The organism is Paucibacter aquatile (genome assembly GCF_002885975.1).
Taxonomy (GTDB): Bacteria; Pseudomonadota; Gammaproteobacteria; order Burkholderiales; family Burkholderiaceae_C; genus Paucibacter_A; species Paucibacter_A aquatilis.
On the sequence record NZ_POSP01000004.1, the window covers coordinates 207,761 to 229,133 of the forward strand.

19 protein-coding genes are annotated in these 21,373 nt (G+C 65.6%); 15 read left to right on the top strand and 4 right to left on the bottom strand.

The genetic code is table 11. The annotated features are described in order from the left end of the window. The 5 genes from C1O66_RS20580 to C1O66_RS20600 all read left to right on the top strand — a co-directional run bounded on the left by C1O66_RS20580 (nucleotide 1) and on the right by C1O66_RS20600 (nucleotide 5,467). Entirely contained in the window at nucleotides 1–735 is a 735-nt protein-coding gene (locus C1O66_RS20580) for a hypothetical protein (protein ID WP_133155314.1), read from the top strand. Then, nucleotides 732–1,874 (top strand): M48 family metallopeptidase, encoded by a 1,143-nt coding sequence (locus tag C1O66_RS20585; protein WP_102769906.1) that lies wholly within the window; start codon nucleotides 732–734, stop codon nucleotides 1,872–1,874. The genes C1O66_RS20580 and C1O66_RS20585 overlap by 4 nt, the downstream gene beginning before the upstream one ends. Before the next feature lie 6 nt (nucleotides 1,875–1,880). Continuing rightward, nucleotides 1,881–2,564: a hypothetical protein gene (locus C1O66_RS20590; RefSeq protein WP_133155315.1), complete on the top strand. Its 684-nt coding sequence runs from the start codon at nucleotides 1,881–1,883 to the stop codon at nucleotides 2,562–2,564. 118 nt (nucleotides 2,565–2,682) lie between these two features. Next, nucleotides 2,683–4,989 carry a S9 family peptidase gene (locus C1O66_RS20595; RefSeq protein ID WP_102769908.1) on the top strand — a complete coding sequence of 769 codons (2,307 nt, stop codon included), beginning with the start codon at nucleotides 2,683–2,685 and terminating at the stop codon, nucleotides 4,987–4,989. A 205-nt stretch (nucleotides 4,990–5,194) separates the two neighbouring features. Continuing rightward, entirely contained in the window at nucleotides 5,195–5,467 is a 273-nt protein-coding gene (locus C1O66_RS20600) for a hypothetical protein (protein WP_333780327.1), read from the top strand. A gap of 787 nt (nucleotides 5,468–6,254) precedes the next feature. On the opposite strand, the gene C1O66_RS20605 is transcribed toward C1O66_RS20600, so the two are convergent. The 4 genes from C1O66_RS20605 to C1O66_RS20620 form a co-directional block, all read right to left on the bottom strand. Next, the gene (locus C1O66_RS20605; RefSeq protein ID WP_102769909.1) at nucleotides 6,255–8,069 is read right to left on the bottom strand and encodes a glutamine--tRNA ligase/YqeY domain fusion protein; all 1,815 of its coding nucleotides are present in this window, start codon (nucleotides 8,067–8,069) and stop codon (nucleotides 6,255–6,257) included. 96 nt (nucleotides 8,070–8,165) lie between these two features. Then, nucleotides 8,166–9,020 carry a LytR/AlgR family response regulator transcription factor gene (locus C1O66_RS20610; RefSeq protein WP_394341053.1) on the bottom strand — a complete coding sequence of 285 codons (855 nt, stop codon included), beginning with the start codon at nucleotides 9,018–9,020 and terminating at the stop codon, nucleotides 8,166–8,168. Beyond that, on the bottom strand, nucleotides 9,020–10,171 hold the full coding sequence (locus tag C1O66_RS20615) for a sensor histidine kinase (RefSeq protein WP_243392898.1): 1,152 nt from the start codon (nucleotides 10,169–10,171) through the stop codon (nucleotides 9,020–9,022). The genes C1O66_RS20610 and C1O66_RS20615 overlap by 1 nt, the downstream gene beginning before the upstream one ends. A gap of 152 nt (nucleotides 10,172–10,323) precedes the next feature. Beyond that, on the bottom strand, nucleotides 10,324–11,862 hold the full coding sequence (locus tag C1O66_RS20620) for a helicase HerA-like domain-containing protein (protein WP_102769912.1): 1,539 nt from the start codon (nucleotides 11,860–11,862) through the stop codon (nucleotides 10,324–10,326). 88 nt (nucleotides 11,863–11,950) lie between these two features. On the opposite strand from C1O66_RS20620, the gene C1O66_RS20625 reads away from it, so the two are divergent. The 10 genes from C1O66_RS20625 (at nucleotide 11,951) to tolB (ending at nucleotide 21,257) form a co-directional block, all read left to right on the top strand. After that, nucleotides 11,951–12,676: a YebC/PmpR family DNA-binding transcriptional regulator gene (locus C1O66_RS20625; RefSeq protein ID WP_102770402.1), complete on the top strand. Its 726-nt coding sequence runs from the start codon at nucleotides 11,951–11,953 to the stop codon at nucleotides 12,674–12,676. A 78-nt stretch (nucleotides 12,677–12,754) separates the two neighbouring features. Further along, nucleotides 12,755–14,035, top strand: coding sequence for a phosphoribosylamine--glycine ligase (gene purD / locus C1O66_RS20630; protein WP_102769913.1), 1,281 nt, complete (start codon nucleotides 12,755–12,757; stop codon nucleotides 14,033–14,035). Then, nucleotides 14,032–14,679 (top strand): 1-acyl-sn-glycerol-3-phosphate acyltransferase, encoded by a 648-nt coding sequence (locus tag C1O66_RS20635; RefSeq protein ID WP_133155316.1) that lies wholly within the window; start codon nucleotides 14,032–14,034, stop codon nucleotides 14,677–14,679. Before purD ends, C1O66_RS20635 begins: the two co-directional genes overlap by 4 nt. After that, entirely contained in the window at nucleotides 14,676–15,641 is a 966-nt protein-coding gene (gene hemF, locus C1O66_RS20640; RefSeq protein WP_102769915.1) for an oxygen-dependent coproporphyrinogen oxidase, read from the top strand. The genes C1O66_RS20635 and hemF overlap by 4 nt, the downstream gene beginning before the upstream one ends. Then, a complete protein-coding gene (nadD, locus tag C1O66_RS20645) occupies nucleotides 15,632–16,264 on the top strand; it encodes a nicotinate-nucleotide adenylyltransferase (RefSeq protein ID WP_243392899.1) in 633 nt (210 codons plus the stop codon). The genes hemF and nadD overlap by 10 nt, the downstream gene beginning before the upstream one ends. Before the next feature lie 7 nt (nucleotides 16,265–16,271). After that, a complete protein-coding gene (rsfS, locus tag C1O66_RS20650; protein WP_102769917.1) occupies nucleotides 16,272–17,090 on the top strand; it encodes a ribosome silencing factor in 819 nt (272 codons plus the stop codon). A gap of 30 nt (nucleotides 17,091–17,120) precedes the next feature. Then, nucleotides 17,121–17,588, top strand: a complete 468-nt coding sequence (gene rlmH, locus C1O66_RS20655) for a 23S rRNA (pseudouridine(1915)-N(3))-methyltransferase RlmH (RefSeq protein WP_102769918.1) — start codon at nucleotides 17,121–17,123, stop codon at nucleotides 17,586–17,588. Beyond that, complete coding sequence (locus C1O66_RS20660) at nucleotides 17,585–18,196, top strand: Maf family protein (RefSeq protein ID WP_102769919.1); 612 nt, start codon at nucleotides 17,585–17,587, stop codon at nucleotides 18,194–18,196. The genes rlmH and C1O66_RS20660 overlap by 4 nt, the downstream gene beginning before the upstream one ends. 139 nt (nucleotides 18,197–18,335) lie before the next feature. Continuing rightward, complete coding sequence (rng, locus tag C1O66_RS20665; protein WP_102769920.1) at nucleotides 18,336–19,820, top strand: ribonuclease G; 1,485 nt, start codon at nucleotides 18,336–18,338, stop codon at nucleotides 19,818–19,820. A 150-nt stretch (nucleotides 19,821–19,970) separates the two neighbouring features. Continuing rightward, nucleotides 19,971–21,257, top strand: a complete 1,287-nt coding sequence (gene tolB, locus C1O66_RS20670; RefSeq protein ID WP_243392900.1) for a Tol-Pal system beta propeller repeat protein TolB — start codon at nucleotides 19,971–19,973, stop codon at nucleotides 21,255–21,257. Nucleotides 21,258–21,373: the final 116 nt, after the last annotated feature.

Genomic DNA, 21,373 nt, shown 5'->3' on the forward strand with positions numbered 1-21,373 from the left:
ATGTTGTCTAAAAGTGGGGCCTCAGGCCTGCAGATGGGGCGCCGCCTGGCGTGTTTGGCGGTTTTGGGCTTCGGCCTTGTCCTGAGCCCGGTTCAGGCGAATGAGCGCAATGTGGCGCCTGGATTCACGCATATCCCTGCGGCGGCACGGGTGGTGGTGATGCCCGTCGATGTCGAACTGTTCTCTTTGTCTGCCGGTGGCGTGGGTGAGCCCCGCGCTGACTGGACAAGCTCAGCCCAGAAGCACATGAAGGTAGCTTTGGCGGCGACGTCGAACCGTTTGGGCCTGAAGCATATTGATCTGGACGAGAAGTCAGCCGACGAGTACTCAGAATCGATTGCATTGCACGCCGCCGTTGCGAGCTCGATCGCGCTTCACCACGGGCCCAGCGATGGCATGTGGGCTTTACCCACCAAGGCGGGCAAGTTGGACTGGAGCTTTGGAGATGCGATGCAGACTCTGAAGCAGAACACCGGCGCAGATTACGGCTTGTTCGTTTGGGTGAGAGACAGCTATGCGAGTGCCGAGCGCAAGGCGGCGATGGTGGCACTGGCCTTGTTTGGCATCGGATTGACGGCCGGGCAGCAAGTTGGCTATGCCTCACTTGTGAATCTGCATGATGGCCGCGTCGTCTGGTTCAACAAGCTGGCACGTGGAACCGGCGACTTGCGCGAAGCGGAAGCCGCTGCTGAATCAATTTCCGCCTTGTTGGACGGCTTTCCCCGTGTGAAATGAAGCGCCGCGGCTTTTTGCTGCTGGCCTGCGGGCAGCCACTCTTTCTGACTGAGGGCAGGGCTGCCACCGGATCGGGTAGCTGGACCGCACCGCCGCGATTCACTCGGCCCGACGAAGCCAGCGACGAGGGCGGTCTATGGGCCATGATGGATCGCGAGGAGACCAAGGTCCGCCGCAGCCCATTTCTCTTGCGCGACGCCGCACTGCGCGAGTATTTGCAGGGCATCGTCAACAAGCTGGCAGGAGAACATGCGGCAGACATGCGTGTCTACCCAGTGCGAACGCCTCATTTCAATGCCAGCATGGCGCCGAACGGCATGATGCAGGTCTGGAGCGGCCTGCTGCTGCGCGTCGACAACGAGGCACAGTTGGCCGCAGTCCTGGGGCATGAGATTGCCCACTATCTGCAGCGTCACTCGATCGAGCGCTTGCGCGACCTCAAGGCGCGATCCGCATTTGGCTTGTTCTTCGGCATGTTGGGCGTGGTCGGTCTGGTTGGGCAATTGGCCAACACGGCGGGGGCATTCGGGTTCTCGCGCGATCACGAACGAGAAGCGGATGCGATTGGTTTGTCCTTGATGCGGCAAGCCGGCTACGACACCCGCGAGGCTGCCAAGGTGTGGGACAACCTGCGTGCAGAGGTGCAAGCTTCCTACGGCGGCGATCCCAGCAAATCCAGCCCGATGTTCGCCACGCATCCGGCTTCAGAGGAACGCAGTTCGACATTGAGCGCCTTGTCCGCGGATGACAGTGGTGGTTTTGTGGGTAGCGCTGAGTTCAACCAGAAGCTCGCCAGTTTGCAAAGAGCCATGTTGGACGATGAGTTGCGACGGGGCCAGTTTGGCCCAACCTTGGTCTTGCTGGAGCGCCTGATCGCCCGCGATCCGGGGCGCAGTGAGCTTTTGTATTTCCGCGGGGAAGCTCGGCGCCTGCGCGCGGGCCCGGGAGATCACGACTTGGCGCTCGCTGACTTTGTACGTGCCCAGGAATTAGGGCATGAACCCCCCGAGGTTCACCGTTCTCTGGGCTATCTGTTCAAGCAAAGAGATGACATCGAATCAGCACGCGCGGCCTTTGTGAGATACCTGGAACGCGCACCAACGGCGGCAGACAGTGCCATGATCAAAAGTTTTCTTTGATCGACCATGGGAACCAATGAAAGATTGATAGAGGCCAATCAGGCCTGGGAGGACGAAGTGAATCGCAAGACAAAAATGAAGATGACGCAGAGCAGCTTGTTTGGAATCCGCAGCGCCCGTGCTGCATCGCTGGTGGTGCTCACGCTGGCCCTGGCGGGTTGTGGCGCAATGCTAAAGGTTGCCCAGGGGGATGTCGTATTGAAAGAACGGCTGCAGGTGAAAGCCTCGAAGCCTTGGAATCAGTTCGAGCGGGGTCTGGCCGACAATACGCCGACTTGGACCAATGAAGGCGTCACTGTGGATGCCTTGAAGTTCTACGTGGCAATTCGCGATGGACAAGAAATCGCGCCCCTTCCTTCTCAGGCCAAAGGCATTCAACCGCTGGTGTTCCGCGCCTCCATGCAGCCGGCTCAAATTGTTTCCCTGTACGAATCCTTGCTTACACGCGACGGATCGTCTTTCACGCTGGATCGCCTGGAGCCGGCTGACTTTCTGGGCGAAAGGGGGTTCCGCTTTGAGTACAGCTTGAATCGCAAGGTCGACGATGTGCCGATGAAGGGCGTGGGTATTGGCGTCGTGCGTCGCGGTGAGTTGTTTGTCATCCACTACAGCGCGCCTCGCCTTGTGTTCTATCCGCGCTACCTTCCCCAGGTTGAAGAAATTGCCCGCAGCGCTCAGGTGCGCGGTTGACTTGGGCTGCCAAGTGGCGGCCATTGGGCCGCCGCGCGTTGTGCGTCGACCGCCCTCACTGACCTGAGCCTGGGGTCTACCGCATGGCTGACGCCTCAGGCTGTCGATAGCATGCCGCATGCTCGACACAACCTTCACCCATCAAGCCGCCCGCCTTCTCTTGCTTTTGGCCTTCGGCGCCACTTTGTTGCCGGATGCCGCCAGCGCAGCGACGGCTGTCTCCGCCAATCGTTCAGACGTCAGCCTGGAGCGCATTCACAGCGAGCCGCCCTTGGCTGGCCGTCTGCCGCGCGCACCCGAGCTGTCGCCAGGCGGCGGTTGGGTGACTTATCTGCGCGCCTCGGAGCAGGACAGCGAGATCAATGAGCTCTGGGGTCAGGCTTTGCCAGGCGGCCAGCCGCGGCGGCTGCTGTCCGTGAGCGACTTGATCGGGGCGCAAGGGGTGCGCCTGACCGAGGCGGAAAAGATGGCGCTCGAGCGCCGCCGCGTACAAGGTCGAGGCATCACCGGCTATCAATGGTGCGGCAAGGACGATCGCCGTCTGATCCTGCCGCTTTCGGGCGATCTCTACCTGGTGGAGCTGACGGAACAAGGTCCGCGCAGCCAGCGTCTGAGCTTCGATGAAAAGGAGCCCGAGCGCGATCCGGTCTGTGATGCCGCAGGCCGCCAACTGGCCTTCGTCAAAGGCGGCGATCTTTGGGTGCAAAGCCTTGACGGCGCAAGCGCCGGCCCCGCACGTCGCCTGAGCCAGACCGGCAGCGAAAGCCGCAGCACCGGCCTGGCCGAGTTTGTGGCCGCCGAAGAGTTTGGCCGCCAACGAGGTTTCTGGTGGTCGCCCGATGGCCAGCGCATTCTGGCGCTGGAAGTGGACGAATCCGAGGTGCCGCTCAAGACCCGCTCGCAGATTTTTGCCGACCGCATGGCCATGACCACGCAGCGCTATCCGGGCGCAGGTGGGCGCAATGCCAAGGTTCACGCGCTGGTGTTTGACACCCGCGGACGGACGCCTGTCGAACCACAGCGTTTGAGTCTGCCGGCTGAGGCCGAGTACATCTCCCGCGCCGGATGGTTTGCCGATGGCACGCCCTGGCTGCAGTGGTTCACGCGCGATCAGAAGCAACTCAGCCTGGTGGAATTCAGCGGCCCGCAGGCCCAGGCCCGCACCGTGCTGGTCGAGCGCGACCCAGCCTGGGTCGAGGTGCAAGACGATCTGCGAGAGCTGCCGACACAGCTGCGCTCGGGCAAACCGGCCTTGCTGTGGATCAGCGAAGCCAGTGGGCGCGCCCAGTTCTGGCTGGTGGACCGGGTCACCGGCGAGCGCCAACAGCTCAGCCGGCAGGCCGAACCCGTGGCCCGTCTGATCTGCCAGCGTGAGCAAGGCCTGGTGTTCTCGGGTGCCACGGAGCGCGGCCGCGGGCGCGAGATTTTTGAGCTGAATTGGCAGGGGCAGTCGCGAGTATTCCAGCCCGGCGAGGCCCGCCGCTGGCGCGACGCGCGCGCTGACCAGGGCTGCCGCCATCTGCTGCTGACCGAATCACGTTGGGGCCAGCCTCCGCGCACCGAGGTGCTGGCGCTGGATGGCCAGGCGCCCGCCTTGCCGCTCAAGGGTGATGCGCCCGACCCGCTGTTGGCCGCGATCGCGCCCCAGGTGCAGGTTCTGGACATCGTGGCAGCGGACGGGCAGACCCCGCTCAATGCCTTTTACCTGCCACCACTCAAGGCTGGCACCAAGCCCGATCAACGCCACCCGGTGATCGTCAAGGCTTACGGTGGCCCGGGTACGGCCACGGTGGGCTGGAGGTGGAGCGGCGACACGGCCTTGCTGGCCTATCTGCAGCGACAGGGCTTTGGTGTGCTGACGCTGGATACGCGCGGCATGGCCTATCGTGATCGCGCCTTCACCCGCGCTCACGCCGAGGGTTTTGGCAAGGCAGAATTGGCGGATCTGTTCGCGGCCGTGCATCAGTTGAGCAAGCTCGTGCCGGCGGTGGACCCGGCCCGCATCGGCTTCACGGGCTGGTCGTACGGCGGCTATCTGGCAGCGCGCGCCATGCTGGACGCGGACACGCCGTTTGCCGCCGCCATTGCCGGCGCGCCGCCGACCGACTGGATGCTCTACGACACCGCCTACACCGAGCGTTACCTGGGCCTGCCCGAGGGCGGCCGCGCCAAGCCCTACGCTGAAGCCAATTTGATCAGCCGGGCGGGCCTCTTGCAGAAGCCCTTGATGCTGGTGCACGGTACGGCCGACGACAACGTGCTGTTCGAGAACAGCTTGCGCTTGATCGAAGCGCTGCAAAGCGAAGGCAAACTGTTCGAAACCGTGATCTACCCTGGCCGCGCTCACGGCATCACCGGCAAGAAGGCACGCTTGCACCTCGATCGCACCCAGACCGACTTTTTCATCCGGCACCTCAAGCCTTGAGATGCCAGTCGGCGGCGACGTTCCGAAGCTTGACGCCGGGCTGGGTAAAAAAGTGTGATGAATTCGTGTCAGCGCACTTCCTAGTCCACCGCCAGCCTCGCACCGACGTTGAAACGAGACGTTTGCACATGTTGAACCCCTCATCCGGGGCCTAGTCTTGCATCAAGGACCCAAGGAACATGAAGACGTCGTTGGAGAACACCTCATGGACACTTTTGTGATGGACCCCAGGGAAGCAAACAAAGCCGCCATGCTGCAGCCGAACACCGAAACCCTTCGCCCGCCCGCGGGCCCGGGTGCATACGAGCTGCGCTTTCAGTCACTGTTCCACACCGGCAAGGCCTTGTCCTTTCCCTGCAATGCGCGCGGCGATGTGCAACTCGATTCGTTGAGCGCCAAGGCCCTGGAGAACTACTTGTTCGCCCGCGCCGTGGTCGGCCATGAGTACGCCACGCCGGTGATCCAGCCGCGCGAGTAGACAGGTTCCAGCAGCCCAAAGCGGCTGCGCTTTGCTCCGTCGATCAAGAATTTCCTGAATAGAAAAAGGGGCCGCATCACCTCGGGTGAAGCGGCCCCTTTTGTCTTGACTCGCTTCGCGACGACCCAGCCCAGTTGTGCCGGTGGCTGGCGTCTGTAGGCGTCTTGCGGACTTTCCTTGTGCCGCTTTCTCACGCTGCGGTGGCTCGGCCCGCCGCCGTGCTCATGGTTCGCGAGTCGGCTCTTCGAGCCGACTCCCCTCGGTGCTCACTCCGCGACTCAGCGGCGCCAAACTCCCTCCGTTCGCTGCGCTCACTGTGGTCAAACAGTGGCGCCGAGTCAGTTCTTGAAGCGCGCTTGAAGCAAACTTCGGCGCGCGCCTGAGCCGCTCCGCTGCGCCCTCGGCCGCGCACAAATCGCCCGTCGGCGGGCCGAGCCACATCCGGGAAGCGGCGTGCTCCACCGTTGATGAGGCACATCGACCGCGATGCAAGCGCCCTGCAGCCCGTGCCGTTGCCGGGCGATTTGTGCCGGGCCGAGCGGCACAGCGGCTCGGGGCGCGCGCGGTCACGCGCGCTTCAAGTTCTGACTCGGCGCTTCTGTCTGAACGAAGCGAACGCAGGGAGCGGAGTGAGTTATGCGCCAGCCCCGAGGTGCGAGCAGCGCAGGGAAGTCGGCCCGTCAGAGCCGACCCCGGAACCATGAGCCCGGCGGCGGCACGGGCTGCAGGGCCTCACGAGCGAAACCAAGGGCTGCTTCGTGCCGCAAGCCGCCGCTTCAAGCCCTGTTTACTTTGCGCCCCAGTTGTCCCGCAAGCCGGTGATCTTGTTGAAGACAGGCTTGTCGCTGCGGTGGTCGACGCGATCGGCGACGAAGTAGCCGTGGCGTTCGAATTGCACCTTCACATCGGCGGCGGCGCCCGCGAGCGAGGGCTCCAGGTAGCCGGTCACGACCTTGAGGCTGCTCGGGTTGATGACTTCCAGGAAGTCACGGCCGCCGGCGTCGGGTTGGGCTTCGGTGAAGAGGCGGTCGTAGAGGCGCAGCTCGGCCGCGATGGCCTCGTGCGCGCCCACCCAGGTGATCACGCCCTTGACCTTGACGGCGTCAGCGCCCGGCGTGCCGCTCTTGGTGTCGGGCACGATGGTGGCCAGCACGGCGGTGATCTCACCGGCTTCGTTCTTCTCGCAGCCGGTGCATTCGATGATGTAGCCGGCCTTGAGGCGTGCCTTGTTGCCGGGGTACAGGCGGTGGTAGCCCTTGCTCGGCACTTCCATGAAGTCTTCGCGCTCGATCCACAGGGCCGGGCCGAGGCTGAAGCTGCGCTGGCCCAGCTCGGGCAGGTGCGGGTGGGCGGGCGCGCTGCAGGGTTCGCGGTGTTCCATGCTGCCGAAGATGTCCGCGTAATTCGTCAGTTTGAGCTGCACCGGGTCGAGCACGGCCATGGCGCGCGCGGCCTTGCCCTCCAGATCGCTGCGCAGGCAGCCATCCAGCACGCTGTAGTCCAGCCAGGCATTGCTCTTGGTCACGCCGGTCGCTTCCACCATGGCGCGCACGCTCTCCGGCGTGTAGCCGCGGCGGCGCATGCCGACCAGGGTGGGCATGCGCGGGTCGTCCCAGCCGGCCACATGGCCTTCGTCAACCAGCTGGCGCAGCTTGCGCTTGGAGGTGACCACATAGCTGAGGTTCAGACGGCCGAACTCGTACTGATGCGGCAGCGGGCGCTCGAGCAGGCCGCCGTCGGCCAGATGGCCGAGCAGCCAGTCGTAGAAGGGGCGCTGGTCTTCGAACTCCAGGGTGCAGATCGAGTGGCTGATGCGCTCGAGCGCGTCTTCGATCGGGTGGGCGAAGGTGTACATCGGGTAGATGCACCACTGGTCGCCGGTGTTGTGGTGGGTGGCGCGGCGGATGCGGTAGAGCGCTGGGTCGCGCAGATTGATATTGGGGCTGGCCATGTCGATCTTGGCCCGCAGCACCATGGCGCCATCGGGGTGCTTGCCGTCGCGCATCTCGCGGAAGCGGTTCAGGTGGTGCTCCACGCCCAGATCGCGGAAAGGGCTGTTCACGCCCGGGGTGCTGAAGTCACCGCGGTTGGCGCGCATCTCTTCCGGCGTCTGTTCGTCCACATAGGCCAGGCCGGCGCTGATCAGGTGCTCGGCGGCGCGGTACATGAAGCCGAAGTAGTTGCTGGCGTAGAACAGGTGCGAGGTGCCGCCCTGGTTCCAGTCCCAGCCCAGCCAGGACACCATCTCCTTGATGGCGTCCACATACTCCTGCTCTTCCTTCTCGGGGTTGGTGTCGTCGAAACGCAGGTGGCAGATGCCGCCGTAATCGCGCGCAAGGCCGAAGTTCAGGCAGATGCTCTTGGCATGGCCGATGTGCAGATAGCCGTTCGGCTCGGGCGGGAAACGGGTGCGGATCTTGGCCGGATCCAGCGGGCCGGCCGCATGGTGGGCCGCATCGCCCGGGGTGCCGGCAAAGTGACGCTGGGGCTGGCCTTCTTGCTGTGCCAGGTCGCGCTCGATGATGGTGCGCAGGAAATTGTTGCCGGGCTTGGCGGCCTCGTTCTTGGCTTCGTCTTTGGCAGCGTCGTGGGTGTGGGACATGGGGTTTCAGCCGGCCGTGCAGGGCGGGATTGGAATGCGGTGAAGGCGAAATGCCTTGTTCAAAATCGACTTGGCCGCGATTTTATCGGCCCGGGCTCACATGCCCTTGAAAAGGGGCGCGTAGAGGCGGCTGACGCTGAGTGTGTCGGCGCTGCCGTGCAGGTGCAGGGTGAGGCGGCCGCTCTCGTCGCGCACCGCGCGGTCGATGGCGTCAGCGCGCACGACCACGCTGCGGTGCACCTGCCAGAAGCGCTGGCCGTCCAGCTGCGGCAGCAGCTCGCGCAGGGAGATGCGCACCAGATGTTCCTTGTTGCGCGTCAGCACCCGCACGTATTTGTCGGCCGCCTCGAAGTACAGCACCTCGTCCACCGGCACCATCTGGATGGTCGAGCCGACGCTGACTTGCAGCAGGCGCAGCGGCTCGGGCCGGCCGCTGGGGCTGGCACCGACGCCGTGCGCCGGTCCGCTGGCCGACAAGGCGCTCGTACCCAGCAGCTGGCGCAGCTGATCCACTGCGCTCTGCAACAAGGCTGGCGCCGGCTGCTCAGCCTGCCGGGCCAGCAAGGCCTTGCGCAAACGCTCGCAGGTCTGAGCCAGTCGTTCCGCCTGCACAGGCTTGAGCACATAGTCCACGGCCGCGTGCTCGAACGCTTGCAACGCGTACTGGTCATAGGCCGTGACGAAGACCAGCAGCGGGAAGGGGGCGCCTTCGCTGGGCCAGTCCTCGGCCAGCGCTGCGGCGGCCTCCAGGCCACTCAAGCCCGGCATGCGGATGTCCAGAAAGCAGATGTCGGGGCGCAGGCGCAAGGCCTGGTCGACGGCCTCCTGGCCGTGGCCGGCCATGGCCACGATGTCCAGTGCTGGCCAGAGCCGGCTCAGCTCCTGGCGCAGGCTTTCGGCCAGCAAGATCTCGTCTTCGGCAATCAGGGCGGTGCAGGCGGGCAGGTTCATCATGGGGCGGGGTGGGGGTCAGGTCTTGCCGTCTGGGCATTGCTCAGAGGCAGGTGAATGCGGGCTCGGGTGCCGTGCTCCGGCACCTCAAGGCTTTGCAGGCGCAGACCCGCTCCGTCGCCAAACTGCGTGGCCAGGCGGGCCCTCACCTGGTGCAGGCCGAAATGGGTGCCTTCCGCCTCGGCGCCGGGTTTGGCCGCCGACAGGCCGACGCCATGGTCCAGCACCTCCAGAATCAGTTGATCGCCCTCGCGCCGGGCGCTGATCTGTAGCAGGCCGCCGGCAATGGCTGGCTCCAGCCCATGTTTGATGGCGTTTTCCACCAAGGGCTGCAGCAGCAGCGGCGGCACCGGCAGTTCGGCCAGCTCAGCCGGCAGATCCAGCTGGGGCTGCAGGCGACTGCCCATGCGCACCTGCATCAAGGCCAGATAGTCACGCAGGCGGGCGAACTCCTCGCGCAGCGGGTGGCTGCCGCTGCGCGAGGCGTTCAGCGTGGCGCGCAGGAAGGCGATCAGGTGGTCCAGCATGCTTTGCGCCCGGGCCGCATCCATGCCGATCAGCACCCTCAGATTGGCCAGGGTGTTGAACAGCATGTGAGGCTCCAGCTGCGATTCGAGCAGGCGCAGCTGGTTCTCGGCGGCCAGGCGCTCGGCGTTCAGGGCCTGGTTGCGGGCAGCTTCGACCTGACCCCGACCGACGAAATAGATCGTCAGCGCCAGGCCTGGAAGCAGGGACATGCCCAGCATGCCCAGGGTGGACCGTAAATCGGAGCGCAACGGCCCCAGCACTTTCTCTCCCGTCAAGCTGTTGCCCAGCTCCACGGCCAGCGAGTAGCCGAGCAAAGTGCCCAGCACCAGGCAGACAAGTGACAGCGGCCAACCCGGCCAAGGCAAGGTGTCCTGACCTCTCCGCGTGCGTCGCAGATTGATCAGTGCCGTGCTGGCTCTGGCCAGCAACTGGATCATCAGCGAGCAACCCACGGTGATCAGGAAACAGTACAACCACTGCCTCTGGGTGCGATCCCAGTTGCGGCCAAAGGGGTCCGGGGTTTGCACGGTCAGCAGCAGACCCATGAAGAGCGTGATGCCGGCGATGATCAAGGCCTGACGCAGGAGGATCTGGGGCCAGTTCATGGAGGCGGGAGAGGGCATGGCGGGGAGTGCGGGCTAGGGGAAGACGGCCAAGGTGTAGCGGCTGAAGTGTGGCGGCAGGCCCATGCGTCGGCCAGCACGACGCGACCGCCCGCAGCTGGACGGCGCGAAATGAAGCCGACGGGCGCCAGGCGCGCACCGGCCTGAGGTTTTCAACGGCGCCGGCTGCTGCTTTTGCCGCCGCTGCCACCCAGCAGACTGCCCAGCACGCCGCGCACGATCTCGCGCCCGACCGAGGAGCCGATGCTGCGCAGGGCCGACTTGGCCGCCGTCTCGGCCAGGCCTTCGCGCCGGCCGCCGCGCGGGCCGGTGCTGCCGAAGAGCACGTCCTTGAGGCCGCCGAGCAGGCCGCCCTCGTCCGCACTGTCGCTGGCCACGCCGCCGCCCGCCGGAGCCGGCGCGGCTGCACCCGCCGCGGGCGCCCGGCCGCGCAGCTTTTCGTAGGCCGATTCACGGTCCACTGCCTGCTCGTAGACGCCGGCCACCAGCGAGCTCTTCAGCAAGGCCTGGCGCTGCTCGGGCGTGATCGGGCCGATCTGGCTGCCCGGGGGCAGGATGAAGACGCGCTCGGTCACGCTGGGCCGGCCTTTTTCGTCCAGCAGGCTGACCAGGGCCTCGCCGACGCCCAGCTCTGTGATGGCCGTGGCGACATCGAGGCCGGCATTGGCCCGCATGGTCTCGGCCGCGGCCTTGACGGCCTTCTGGTCACGCGGGGTGAAGGCGCGCAGCGCATGCTGGACGCGGTTGCCCAGCTGGCCCAGCACCGCATCGGGGATGTCCAGCGGGTTCTGGGTCACGAAATAGACGCCCACACCCTTGGAGCGCACCAGTCGCACCACCAGCTCGATGCGCTCGACCAGGGCGGCCGGCGCGTCCTTGAACAGCAGGTGGGCCTCGTCAAAGAAGAACACCAGCTTGGGTTTGTCCAGGTCGCCCACCTCGGGCAGGCTTTCGAACAGCTCGGACAGCATCCAGAGCAGAAAGCTGGCGTAAAGGCGCGGGGCGGTCATCAGCTGGTCGGCGGCCAGGATGTTGATGACGCCCAGGCCGCGGTCCTGCTGGATCAGGTCGGCGATATTGAGCATGGGCTCGCCGAAGAACTGGTCGCCACCCTGGGCCTCGATCTGCAAGAGGCCGCGCTGGATGGCGCCGACGCTGGCGGCCGAGACATTGCCGTACTCGGTGGTGTACTGCGCCGCGTTCTCGCCCACATGCTGGAGCATGGCGCGCAAGTCCTTGAGGTCGAGCAGCAGCAGGCCGGCGTCGTCGGCGATCTTGAACACCATCTGCAGCACGCCTTGCTGGGTCTCGTTCAGGTCCAGCATGCGCGAGAGCAAGAGCGGGCCCATGTCTGACACGGTGGCGCGCACCGGGTGGCCTTGCTTGCCGAACACATCCCACAGCGTGGTCGGGCAGGCGAGGGGGGCGGGGGCTTCCAGGCCGCGCTCTTTCAGCACCGCCTGCAGCTTGGGCGAGAGGCCGCCCGCCTGCGAGATGCCGGTCAGGTCGCCCTTCACATCGGCCATGAAGACAGGCACGCCGATGCGGCTGAAGTTCTCGGCCAGGGTCTGCAAGCTGATGGTCTTGCCGGTGCCGGTGGCGCCCGTGATCAGGCCGTGGCGGTTGGCCAGGGCGGGCAGCAAAAAACACTCGATCGCGTCGCGGCGGGCCAGCAGAATCGGGTCAGGCATGGGGTGTCCGGGTGGCAAAGCTAAAATCGCAGTCTATCCAACTCAAATGAGGGTGCGCGCCCGGCGCATCCAGCAGGAGCAGAGCCATATGGCTGGTCATTCCAAATGGGCCAATATTCAGCATCGCAAAGGCCGCCAGGACGAGAAGCGCGGCAAGATCTGGACCCGCATCATTCGTGAAATCACAGTCGCCGCGCGCCAGGGCGGCCCGGACGTCAAGGACAACCCCCGCCTGCGTCTGGCGGTGGAAAAAGCCAAGGCCGCCAATATGCCGGCCGATCGCATCAAGTACAACATCGACAAGGCTAGTGGCAACCTCGACGGCATCAGCTACGAGGAAATCCGCTACGAAGGCTATGGCATCGGCGGCGCGGCCGTGATGATCGACACCATGACGGACAACAAGGTCCGCACGGTGGCCGAGGTGCGCCACGCCTTCAGCAAGTACGGCGGCAATATGGGCACGGACGGCTCCGTGTCCTTCCAGTTCAAGCACTGCGGCCAGCTGATCTTTGCCCCGGGCAGCTCGGAAGACAAGATCATGGAAGTGGCGCTGGAAGCCGGCGCCGACGATGTGGTGACCGATGAAGACGGCGCCATCGAGGTGCTGACCCCGCCGACCGAGTTCGAAGCGGTGAAGAATGCGCTGGAAGCCGCCGGCCTGGTGCCCGAGATGGCCGAAGTGACCATGCGTGCCGAGAACACCATCACCCTCACCGGCGATGATGCGGCTCGCATGCAAAAGCTGCTCGATGTGATTGAAGACCTGGATGATGTCCAGGCCGTCTATCACAACGCCGCGATCGAGGCCTGAGTCGGCCCGCGCGATCCGCTCCGGCATGCGCCGTCAGCTAGCAAACACAACGCTCAAGCAGCGAATGGAAGTCATCGAATGAAGGTCTTGGTACTGGGCAATGGCGGGCGCGAACATGCGCTGGCATGGAAGCTGGCGCAGGCGGAACGCGTGAGCCAGGTCTTTGTGGCGCCCGGCAACGGCGGCACGGCACGCGATGCGCGGCTGAAGAATGTGCCCATCACCGACGTGAAGGCACTGGCCGACTTCGCCGAGGAGCAGAAGATCGCCCTGACCGTGGTCGGCCCCGAAGCCTTCCTGGCCGCCGGCGTGGTGGACGAGTTCCGCGCCCGTGGCCTGCGCATCTTTGGCCCGACCAAGGCGGCCGCGCAGCTGGAATCGTCCAAGGCTTTCGCCAAGGACTTCATGAAGCGCCACGGCATTCCCACCGCGGCCTACGAGACCTTCAGCGATGCCGCGGCGGCTCATGCTTATGTGGACGCCCAAGGCGCGCCCATCGTCATCAAGGCCGACGGCCTGGCTGCCGGCAAGGGCGTGGTCGTGGCCATGACGCTGGAGCAGGCGCATGAGGCCATCGACTGGATCCTGGCGGACAACAAGCTCGGTGTCGTGCACAACGAGGGCGGCGCGCGCGTCGTCATTGAGCAATTCCTGCAGGGCGAGGAAGCCAGCTTCATCGTGCTCTGCGACGGCAAGAACGTCGTCTCCCTGGCCACCAGCCAGGACCACAAGCGCCTGCTGGACGGCGACGAAGGCCCGAACACCGGCGGCATGGGCGCTTACTCGCCCGCCCCGGTCGTGACGCCCAATGTCCACGCCAAGGCCATGCACGAAATCATCATGCCCACCATCCAGGGCATGGCACGCGACGGCATTCCGTTCACCGGTTTTCTCTACGCCGGCCTGATGATCGACGAGCACGGCCAGCCGCGCACGGTCGAGTTCAACACCCGCATGGGCGACCCGGAAACCCAGCCCATCATGATGCGGCTGAAGAGCGATCTGCTCGAGGTGCTGCTGCATGCCACCGATGGCACGCTGGACCAGGTCGAGCTGCAATGGGACCGCCGCGTGGCGCTGGGCGTGGTGGTGGCTGCCCACGGCTATCCGCTCACTCCACGCAAGGGCGATGCCATCAGCGGCCTGCCGGCGGACGCCGAAAACGTCATGGTCTTCCATGCCGGCACCGCCGAGGTCGAGGGCAAGCTGCAAACCTCGGGCGGCCGCGTGCTCTGCGTCACGGCCCTGGGTGAGTCGGTGCGCACGGCGCAGCAGGCGGCCTACGAGGCCCTGGTCAAGATCCAGTTCGATGGCAAGCAGTACCGCCAGGACATCGGCCATCGCGCGGTGAAGCGTTGAGCGCAGACGCGGCCCAACGGCCCTCCGTGCCGCATTGGATCAGCGGCTCCATGCCGGTGCAGCCGCAGGGCAGCCGACTGGCGCGTGGCTTGCTGGCGCTGGCGGGGTGGAAGCTTGATTTCCCGGGGCTGCCGGGTCAGCAAGGCGTGATCCTGGTCTACCCCCACACCTCCAACTGGGATTTCATCCTCGGCCTGCTGGGCAAGGCGGCGCTGGGCGTGCGACTGCGTTTCTGGGCCAAGGACAGCTTGTTCAAGGTGCCCTTGTTCGGCCGCTGGGTTCGTAGCTTGGGCGGGGTGGCTGTGGATCGCAGCAACCGTCATGGCTTGGTGGGCGACACGGCCGCGCAGATGCAGGCGGCGGCGCGCGCGGGCCAGATGTTCTGGCTGGCTGCGGCGCCGGAGGGCACGCGTTCGCTGGCCCAGGGCTGGCGCTCGGGTGCCTACCAGGTGGCGCTGCAAGCTGGTGCGCCGGTGGGCCTGGCCACGTTTGATTTCGCCACCCGTACCATTGCGCTCAATCGCTTCGTACGCCTGAGCGGTGATGTCGAGGCCGATCTGGCCTTGATGGCCGAGCATTTCGCCCCTTATCGCGGCAAGCGCCACCACCTGGCCAGTCCGATCCGGATGAACACCAAGACATGAGCACTCCCACCAGCCTCGCCGCCACCCTCGACACCCAGCGGGTTCGCGACTACCTGCTCGATCTGCAGGATCGCATCATCACGGCCTTGCAGGCGGTGGATGGCAATCCGTTCGTCAGCGACGGCTGGACGCGCGAGCCCGGCAGCCGCCTGGAGGGCGACGGCCTGTCGCGCCTGATCGAGGGCGGCGCGGTCTTCGAGCGCGGCGGTTGCAATTTCTCGCATGTGCGGGGTCGGGTCTTGCCTCCCTCGGCCACCCAGCATCGGCCCGAGCTGGCCGGCGCGCCCTTCGAGGCCATGGGCGTGTCCCTGGTCATGCACCCGCACAACCCCTTTGTGCCGACGGTGCACATGAATGTGCGCATGTTCGCGGCCTTCCCCGAGGGGCAGGAGCCGGTGGTCTGGTTTGGCGGCGGCATGGACCTGACGCCGTATTACGGCTTCGAGCGCGATGCCCAGCATTTCCATCGCAGCTGCGAGGCAGCCCTGCAGCCGCATGGCGAGCAGCTCTACCCGCACTTCAAGCAGTGGTGCGACGAGTACTTCTTCCTCAAGCACCGCAACGAGCCGCGCGGCATCGGCGGCATCTTTTTTGATGACCATGGCGAGGGCGGCTTCGAGGCAGCGTTCGCCTTGATGCGCTCGGTGGGCGATGCCTTCCTGCCGGCCTACCTGCCCATCGTCGAACGCCGCCAGGGCTATGCCTACGGCGAGCGTGAGCGGGATTTCCAGGCCTACCGGCGCGGACGTTACGTCGAATTCAATCTGGTCTTCGACCGCGGCACCTTGTTCGGCCTGCAGTCGGGGGGGCGCACCGAGTCCATCCTGATGTCCATGCCGCCCATCGTCAAATGGCGTTATCAGTGGGCGCCGGAAGCGGGCACGCAGGAAGCGCGGCTTTACAGCGATTTCCTGCGCCCGCGCGACTGGGCGCATGAGCCGGCCACGCATCTATGGCTCTAGACCCCGCCCTGTCGGCTCCACCCGGCATGCGCCGGGCACGGGTCGGCTTGTTCGGGGGCTCGTTCGACCCGGTGCATGTGGCCCACCTGGCCCTGGCCCGTTGTGCGCTGGAGCAACTGGGCCTCGATCGCTTGCTGTGGCTGCCTGCCGGTCGGCCCTGGCAGAAGACCGGGCGCGGCTTGGCTTCGCCCGAGCATCGGCGTGCCATGGTGGCGCTGATGCTGGCGGGTGAGTCGCGTTTTGCCATCGACGACAGCGAGCTGGAGCGCGACGGCGCCAGCTACACCATCGACACCGTGCGGGCCCGTCAGGCCGCACATCCGGACGAGGACTTGTTCCTCGTCATCGGCCAAGACCAGTACGAGCGCCTGCACAGCTGGCGCGAGTGGCGCGAGTTGCTGCAGCGGGTGACGCTGGCGGTGGCGGCACGGGCGGGTCAAGAAGTTCGGGGTTCTGCCGAAGTGCAGAAGGAGCCCCATTCCTTGCTGAAACTGGCCCTGCCAGCGATGCAGGTTTCATCAACCCAAGTGCGCGAGCTGGCCTCGCGTGGCGAGGACATCCGCCCCTTGGTGGGCGACGCGGTCGCGGGGTATATTGCCCAGCACCGTCTTTACAGTGAGTAGGTACTGAATGGACATTCGTAAGCTGCAACGCGCCATCGTCGATGGTTTGGAAGATGTGAAGGCCCAGAACATCGTGGTCTTCAACACAGAGCACCTGTCGCCCCTGTTCGAACGCGTGATCATCGCGTCCGGCACCAGCAATCGGCAGACCAAGGCCCTGGCTTCCAGCGTGCGCGTGACAGTCAAGGAGCGCGGCATGGATGTGCTGCGCTGCGAAGGCGAAGAGAACGGCGAGTGGATCATCGTTGACTGCGGCGCGGCCGTGGTCCACGTGATGCAGCCGGCCATCCGCGACTACTACCACCTGGAAGAAATCTGGGGCGGCAAGCCGGTCAAGCTGGCGCTGAACGATGGCAAGACCAAGCTGGTCAAGGCCTCGGAAGAAGAAGACGAGGATGACGCGGCACCGGTCAAAAAGACTGCGGCCAAGAAGAAAGCCGCCGTCAAGCCCTCGCTGCCGGGCAAGCCGGGCGTGAGCAAGAAGGTGGCGGCAGCTGCGGCTGAAGCCAAACCCGCGGCCAAGAAGGTCGCCGCAAAGAAGGCCCCGGCCAAGAAGAGCGCCAGCAGCCGCGAGGTCGATGCCAAGACGCCGGCCGCCAAGACCATCAAGGTGGGCGCCACCAAGCCGGCCGCCAAGAAGCCCGCGGCCAAGAAGGTCGCGACCAAGACCGTGGGTGTGAAGAAGGCGTCGGTCAAGACGGCAGCCAGCAAGACCACCACCAAGTCGGCTGCCAAGCCAGCGGTGAAGGCCGCCGCCAAAAAGGTTGCCGCCAAGCCGGCAGCCAAGCCGGTGGCCAAGAAGGCCGCAAGCAAGAAGAGCGCGTGATCGAGACTGAGACCTGAGTCCGACTGAACGATGCGTTTGTTCTTGATCGCCGTGGGCCAGCGTCAGCCGGCCTGGGCGGATACCGCGTATGAGGACTTTGCCAAGCGCTTTCCGCCCGAGATGCGCCTGGAGCTCAAGGTCGTCAAGGCCGAAACCCGGGGCAGCAAAACGGCCGAGCAGCTGATGGCGGCCGAAGCGCAGCGCCTGGAGGCGGCCTGCCCCAAGGGCGTGCGCCGCATCATCCTCGACGAGCGTGGCGAGCGCCGCACCAGCAAGCAGCTGGCCGAGCGCATGCAGCTCTGGATGGGCGAGGGCCGCGATGCGGCCCTCTTCATCGGCGGCCCCGATGGCCTGCACCCGGACCTCAAGGCCACGGCCGATGAAACCCTGCGCCTGTCCGACCTGACCCTGCCCCATGCATTTGCCCGCGTCCTGCTGGCCGAAGGCTTGTACCGTGCCTGGACCGTCATGACCGGCCACCCCTACCACCGCGAATGAGCAGCCCCAGCCCTTTCATCTATCTGGCCTCGCAAAGCCCGCGCCGCCGTCAGCTGCTGGAGCAGCTCGGCGTTCGCCATGAGCTCTTGCTGCCCGGTCCCGAGGAAGACGCCGAGGCGCTGGAGGCTGTCTGGCCCGGTGAGGTGCCCGAGGCCTATGTGGCGCGGGTGACCCAGGCCAAGCTCGATGCTGCGCTCTCGCGCCGCGCTGCGCGCGGCCTGCCCGAAGCACCGGTGCTGTGTTCCGACACCACGGTGGCGGTGGACCAGCAGATCCTCGGCAAGCCAGCCGACGCTGAAGATGCGCTGCGCACCCTGCGCCTGTTGGCCGGGCGCCGCCACCGCGTGATCACAGCCGTGGCGGTGGGGCAGGCCGGGCGGCGGGAGGCGGCGCTCAATGTCTCCGAAGTCGAGTTCGCGCAGGTCGGCGAGGAGGCCCTGCGCCGCTATGTGGACAGCCGCGAGCCCTTCGGCAAGGCGGGCGCGTATGCGATACAAAGCCAGGCGGCGGCCTGGATTTCGCGCATCGAGGGCAGCTATTCAGGCATCATGGGTCTGCCCCTGTTTGAGACCGCGCAATTGCTGAGCGCCTGGGGCTGGCGCTTCTGAAGTTCGCTCCCCGCGAGCCGCGGCGCCGACGACCACAAGACGAGTCTTGTTGCATGAAGGCCCCAACGTTTCACGGCCCTCATGCAACAGCACTTGCAACTGCATTTGCGACAGCATTCGAGGATTGAGACGAGACGCCATGGAAGACATCCTGATCAATTGGTCGCCGCAAGAGACGCGCGTGGCCGTGGTGGAAAACGGTTCGGTGCAAGAGCTCCATGTCGAGCGCACGCTGGAGCGGGGCCTGGTGGGCAATGTCTACTCGGGCAAGGTGGCCCGGGTTCTGCCGGGCATGCAATCGGCCTTCATCGACATCGGTCTGGAGCGCGCGGCCTTTTTGCATGTCGCCGATCTTCATCTGACCGGCACCCAGGCCGGGCGCAACCATCACGGCGAGGCCGGCGTGGCCACGCCGATCGAGCGCCTGGTCTTCGAGGGTCAGACCTTGACCGTGCAGGTCATCAAGGACCCGATCGGCACCAAGGGTGCGCGCCTGTCCAGCCAGATCAGCATCGCCGGGCGCATGCTGGTGTTCCTGCCGCAGGACGATCACATCGGCATCTCGCAAAAGATCGGCTCGCACGAGGCGCGCGAGCAATTGCGCGCGCGCATGCAAGCCCTGGTCGGCAAGCCGGAGGAGGGCGGGGGTGGCGGCTTCATCCTGCGTACCAATGCCGAAGACGCCAGCGATGAAGAGCTGGCCTCGGACATTGCCTATCTGCGCAAGGCCTGGGCCGCCATCCGCGAGCGCGCCTTCAATTCCCCGCCGGGCACCTTGCTGCACCAGGATTTGAGCCTGGTCGAGCGTGTGCTGCGCGACCTGACCAGCGAGCGCACCGGCTCCATCCGCATCGACTCCAAGCTGCAGTACGACGTGCTGCATGCCTTTGGCGAGACCTTCATGCCGGCGGCCACGGCCAAGCTCGAGCATTACCGCGGTGAACGCCCCATTTTTGACCTCAACAACATCGATGCCGAGCTGAGCCGCGCGCTGGCCCGTCGCGTCGATCTGAAGTCGGGCGGTTATCTGATCTTTGACCAGACCGAGGCCATGACCACGGTCGATGTGAACACCGGCGGTTTTGTCGGTGCACGCAATTTCGACGACACCATTTTCAAGACCAACCTCGAGGCGGCCGGCGCCATCGCGCGCCAGCTGCGCCTGCGCAATCTGGGCGGCATCATCATCGTCGACTTCATCGACATGACGCGCGAAGAGCACAAGTCGGCCGTGCTGACCGAGTTCCGCAAGCAGCTCAGCCGTGACCGCACCAAGGTCACCCTGGGTGGCTTCACCCAGTTGGGCCTGGTCGAGATGACGCGCAAGCGCACCCGTGAGTCGCTCTCGCGCATGCTCTGCGAACCCTGCCCGACCTGCGAAGGCCGCGGCCAGGTCAAGACCGCGCGCACGGTGTGCTACGACATCATGCGCGAGATCCTGCGCGAGGCGCGCCAGTTCTCGCCCAAGGAGTTCCGCGTCGTGGCCGCTGCCAATGTGGTGGAGATGCTGCTCGATGAGGAAAGCCAGCATCTGGCCGGCCTGTCGGATTTCATCGGCAAGCCGATCTCGCTGACCGCCGAGCCGACCAACCAGACCGAGCATTACGACATCGTGCTGCTCTGAACGCTGCCTGTGGGCGCGCCGCGTGCTACATCGCCCTTGCCGGCCGTCCGGCCGCTTGCCCTCAGGCAAAATCCAGACCGTGTCTGCGACCCTGGGTCCCCCTGAGACGATGTCATGTTTCGAAACGCTAGCTTTTCCATGAGTTCTTCCATGTCCGATTTCCTCTCGCGTCGCAACCTTTTGCAAGCGGCGGCTGCGGCGTCCGCGCTGCTGGCCGGGCCGGCACTGGCCCAGTTCCGGGTGGAAATCTCCGGTGTCGGCGGCTCGCAGCTGCCCATCGCCTTGCCGGATTTCCGTGACGAGTCGGCCAGCGGCCAGGCCGTGGCCGCCATCATCCGCGCCGACCTGGAGCGCAGCGGCCAGTTCAAGATCATCGATGCCGGGCCGGGCCTGTTTGAAGGCAGCGCGCCGAATTGGAGCGAGTGGCGCAGCAAGCAGGCCGATGCCCTGGCCGCCGGCTCGGTCAGCCGCCTGGCCGATGGCCGCTTCGATCTGCGCTACAAGCTCTGGGATGTGGTCAAGGGTGCCGATCTGGGCGGCGAAGCCCATGCCGTCACCGCTGAAGATGTCCGTTTGGCCGCCCACCGCATCGCCGACACCATCTACCAAAAGCTGACCGGCGAGCGCGGCGTGTTCGCCACCCGCATGGCCTACGTCACCCGTGCCGGCGGCCGCTACAGCCTGCGCATCACCGATGCCGACGGTGAAGGCGGTCAGGTCGCCCTGGCCAGCCCCGAGCCCATCATCTCGCCGGCCTGGTCGCCCAATGGCCGCGAGCTGGCGTATGTGTCCTTCGAGACCCGCAAGGCCGTGGTCTGGGTGCAGGATCTGCAGACCGGCCGCCGCCGCAAGCTGGCCGATTTCCGCGGCAGCAACAGTGCACCGGCCTTTTCGCCCGATGGCGAATCGGTGGTGATGACTTTGTCGCGCGAAGGCGGCTCCCAGCTCTTCGTGATGAACCGCGATGGCAGCGGTGTGCGCCGCCTGACACAGAGCTCGGCCATCGACACCGAGCCGGTGTTTGCACCCGATGGCCGCTCGATCTACTTCGTCAGCGACCGGGGCGGCAGCCCGCAGATCTACCGCGTGGCGGTGGGCGGCGGCTCGCCCGAGCGCGTCACCTTCAGCGGCAACTACAACATCAGCCCCTCGGTCAGCCCGGATGGCCGCAGCCTGGCTTTCGTCACTCGCTTGAACGGCAGCCAGTTCCGCATCTGCGTGATGGACCTCGCCTCGGGCGTGGTGCAGCAGATCAGCGATGGCAGCGATGACGAAAGCCCGAGCTTCTCTCCCAATGGCCGCCTGATCGTCTACGCCACCCGTTCGGGCGGCCGTGATGTGCTGATGACCAGCACGCTGGACGGTCGCATCAAGGCGAAACTGATTTCCTCGCTTGCCGATGTGCGAGAGCCGACCTGGGGACCCTTCGGTCGTTGATTTCTTTGCAGTTCTGCAGATCGAAAGATGGCAAAGCTGTATGACAATTCGTGGTTGTCAATCCGCCGTCCAGACGGGTGGCTGGCTTTACTTTGATCCGAGCTTGAACCTCGAAA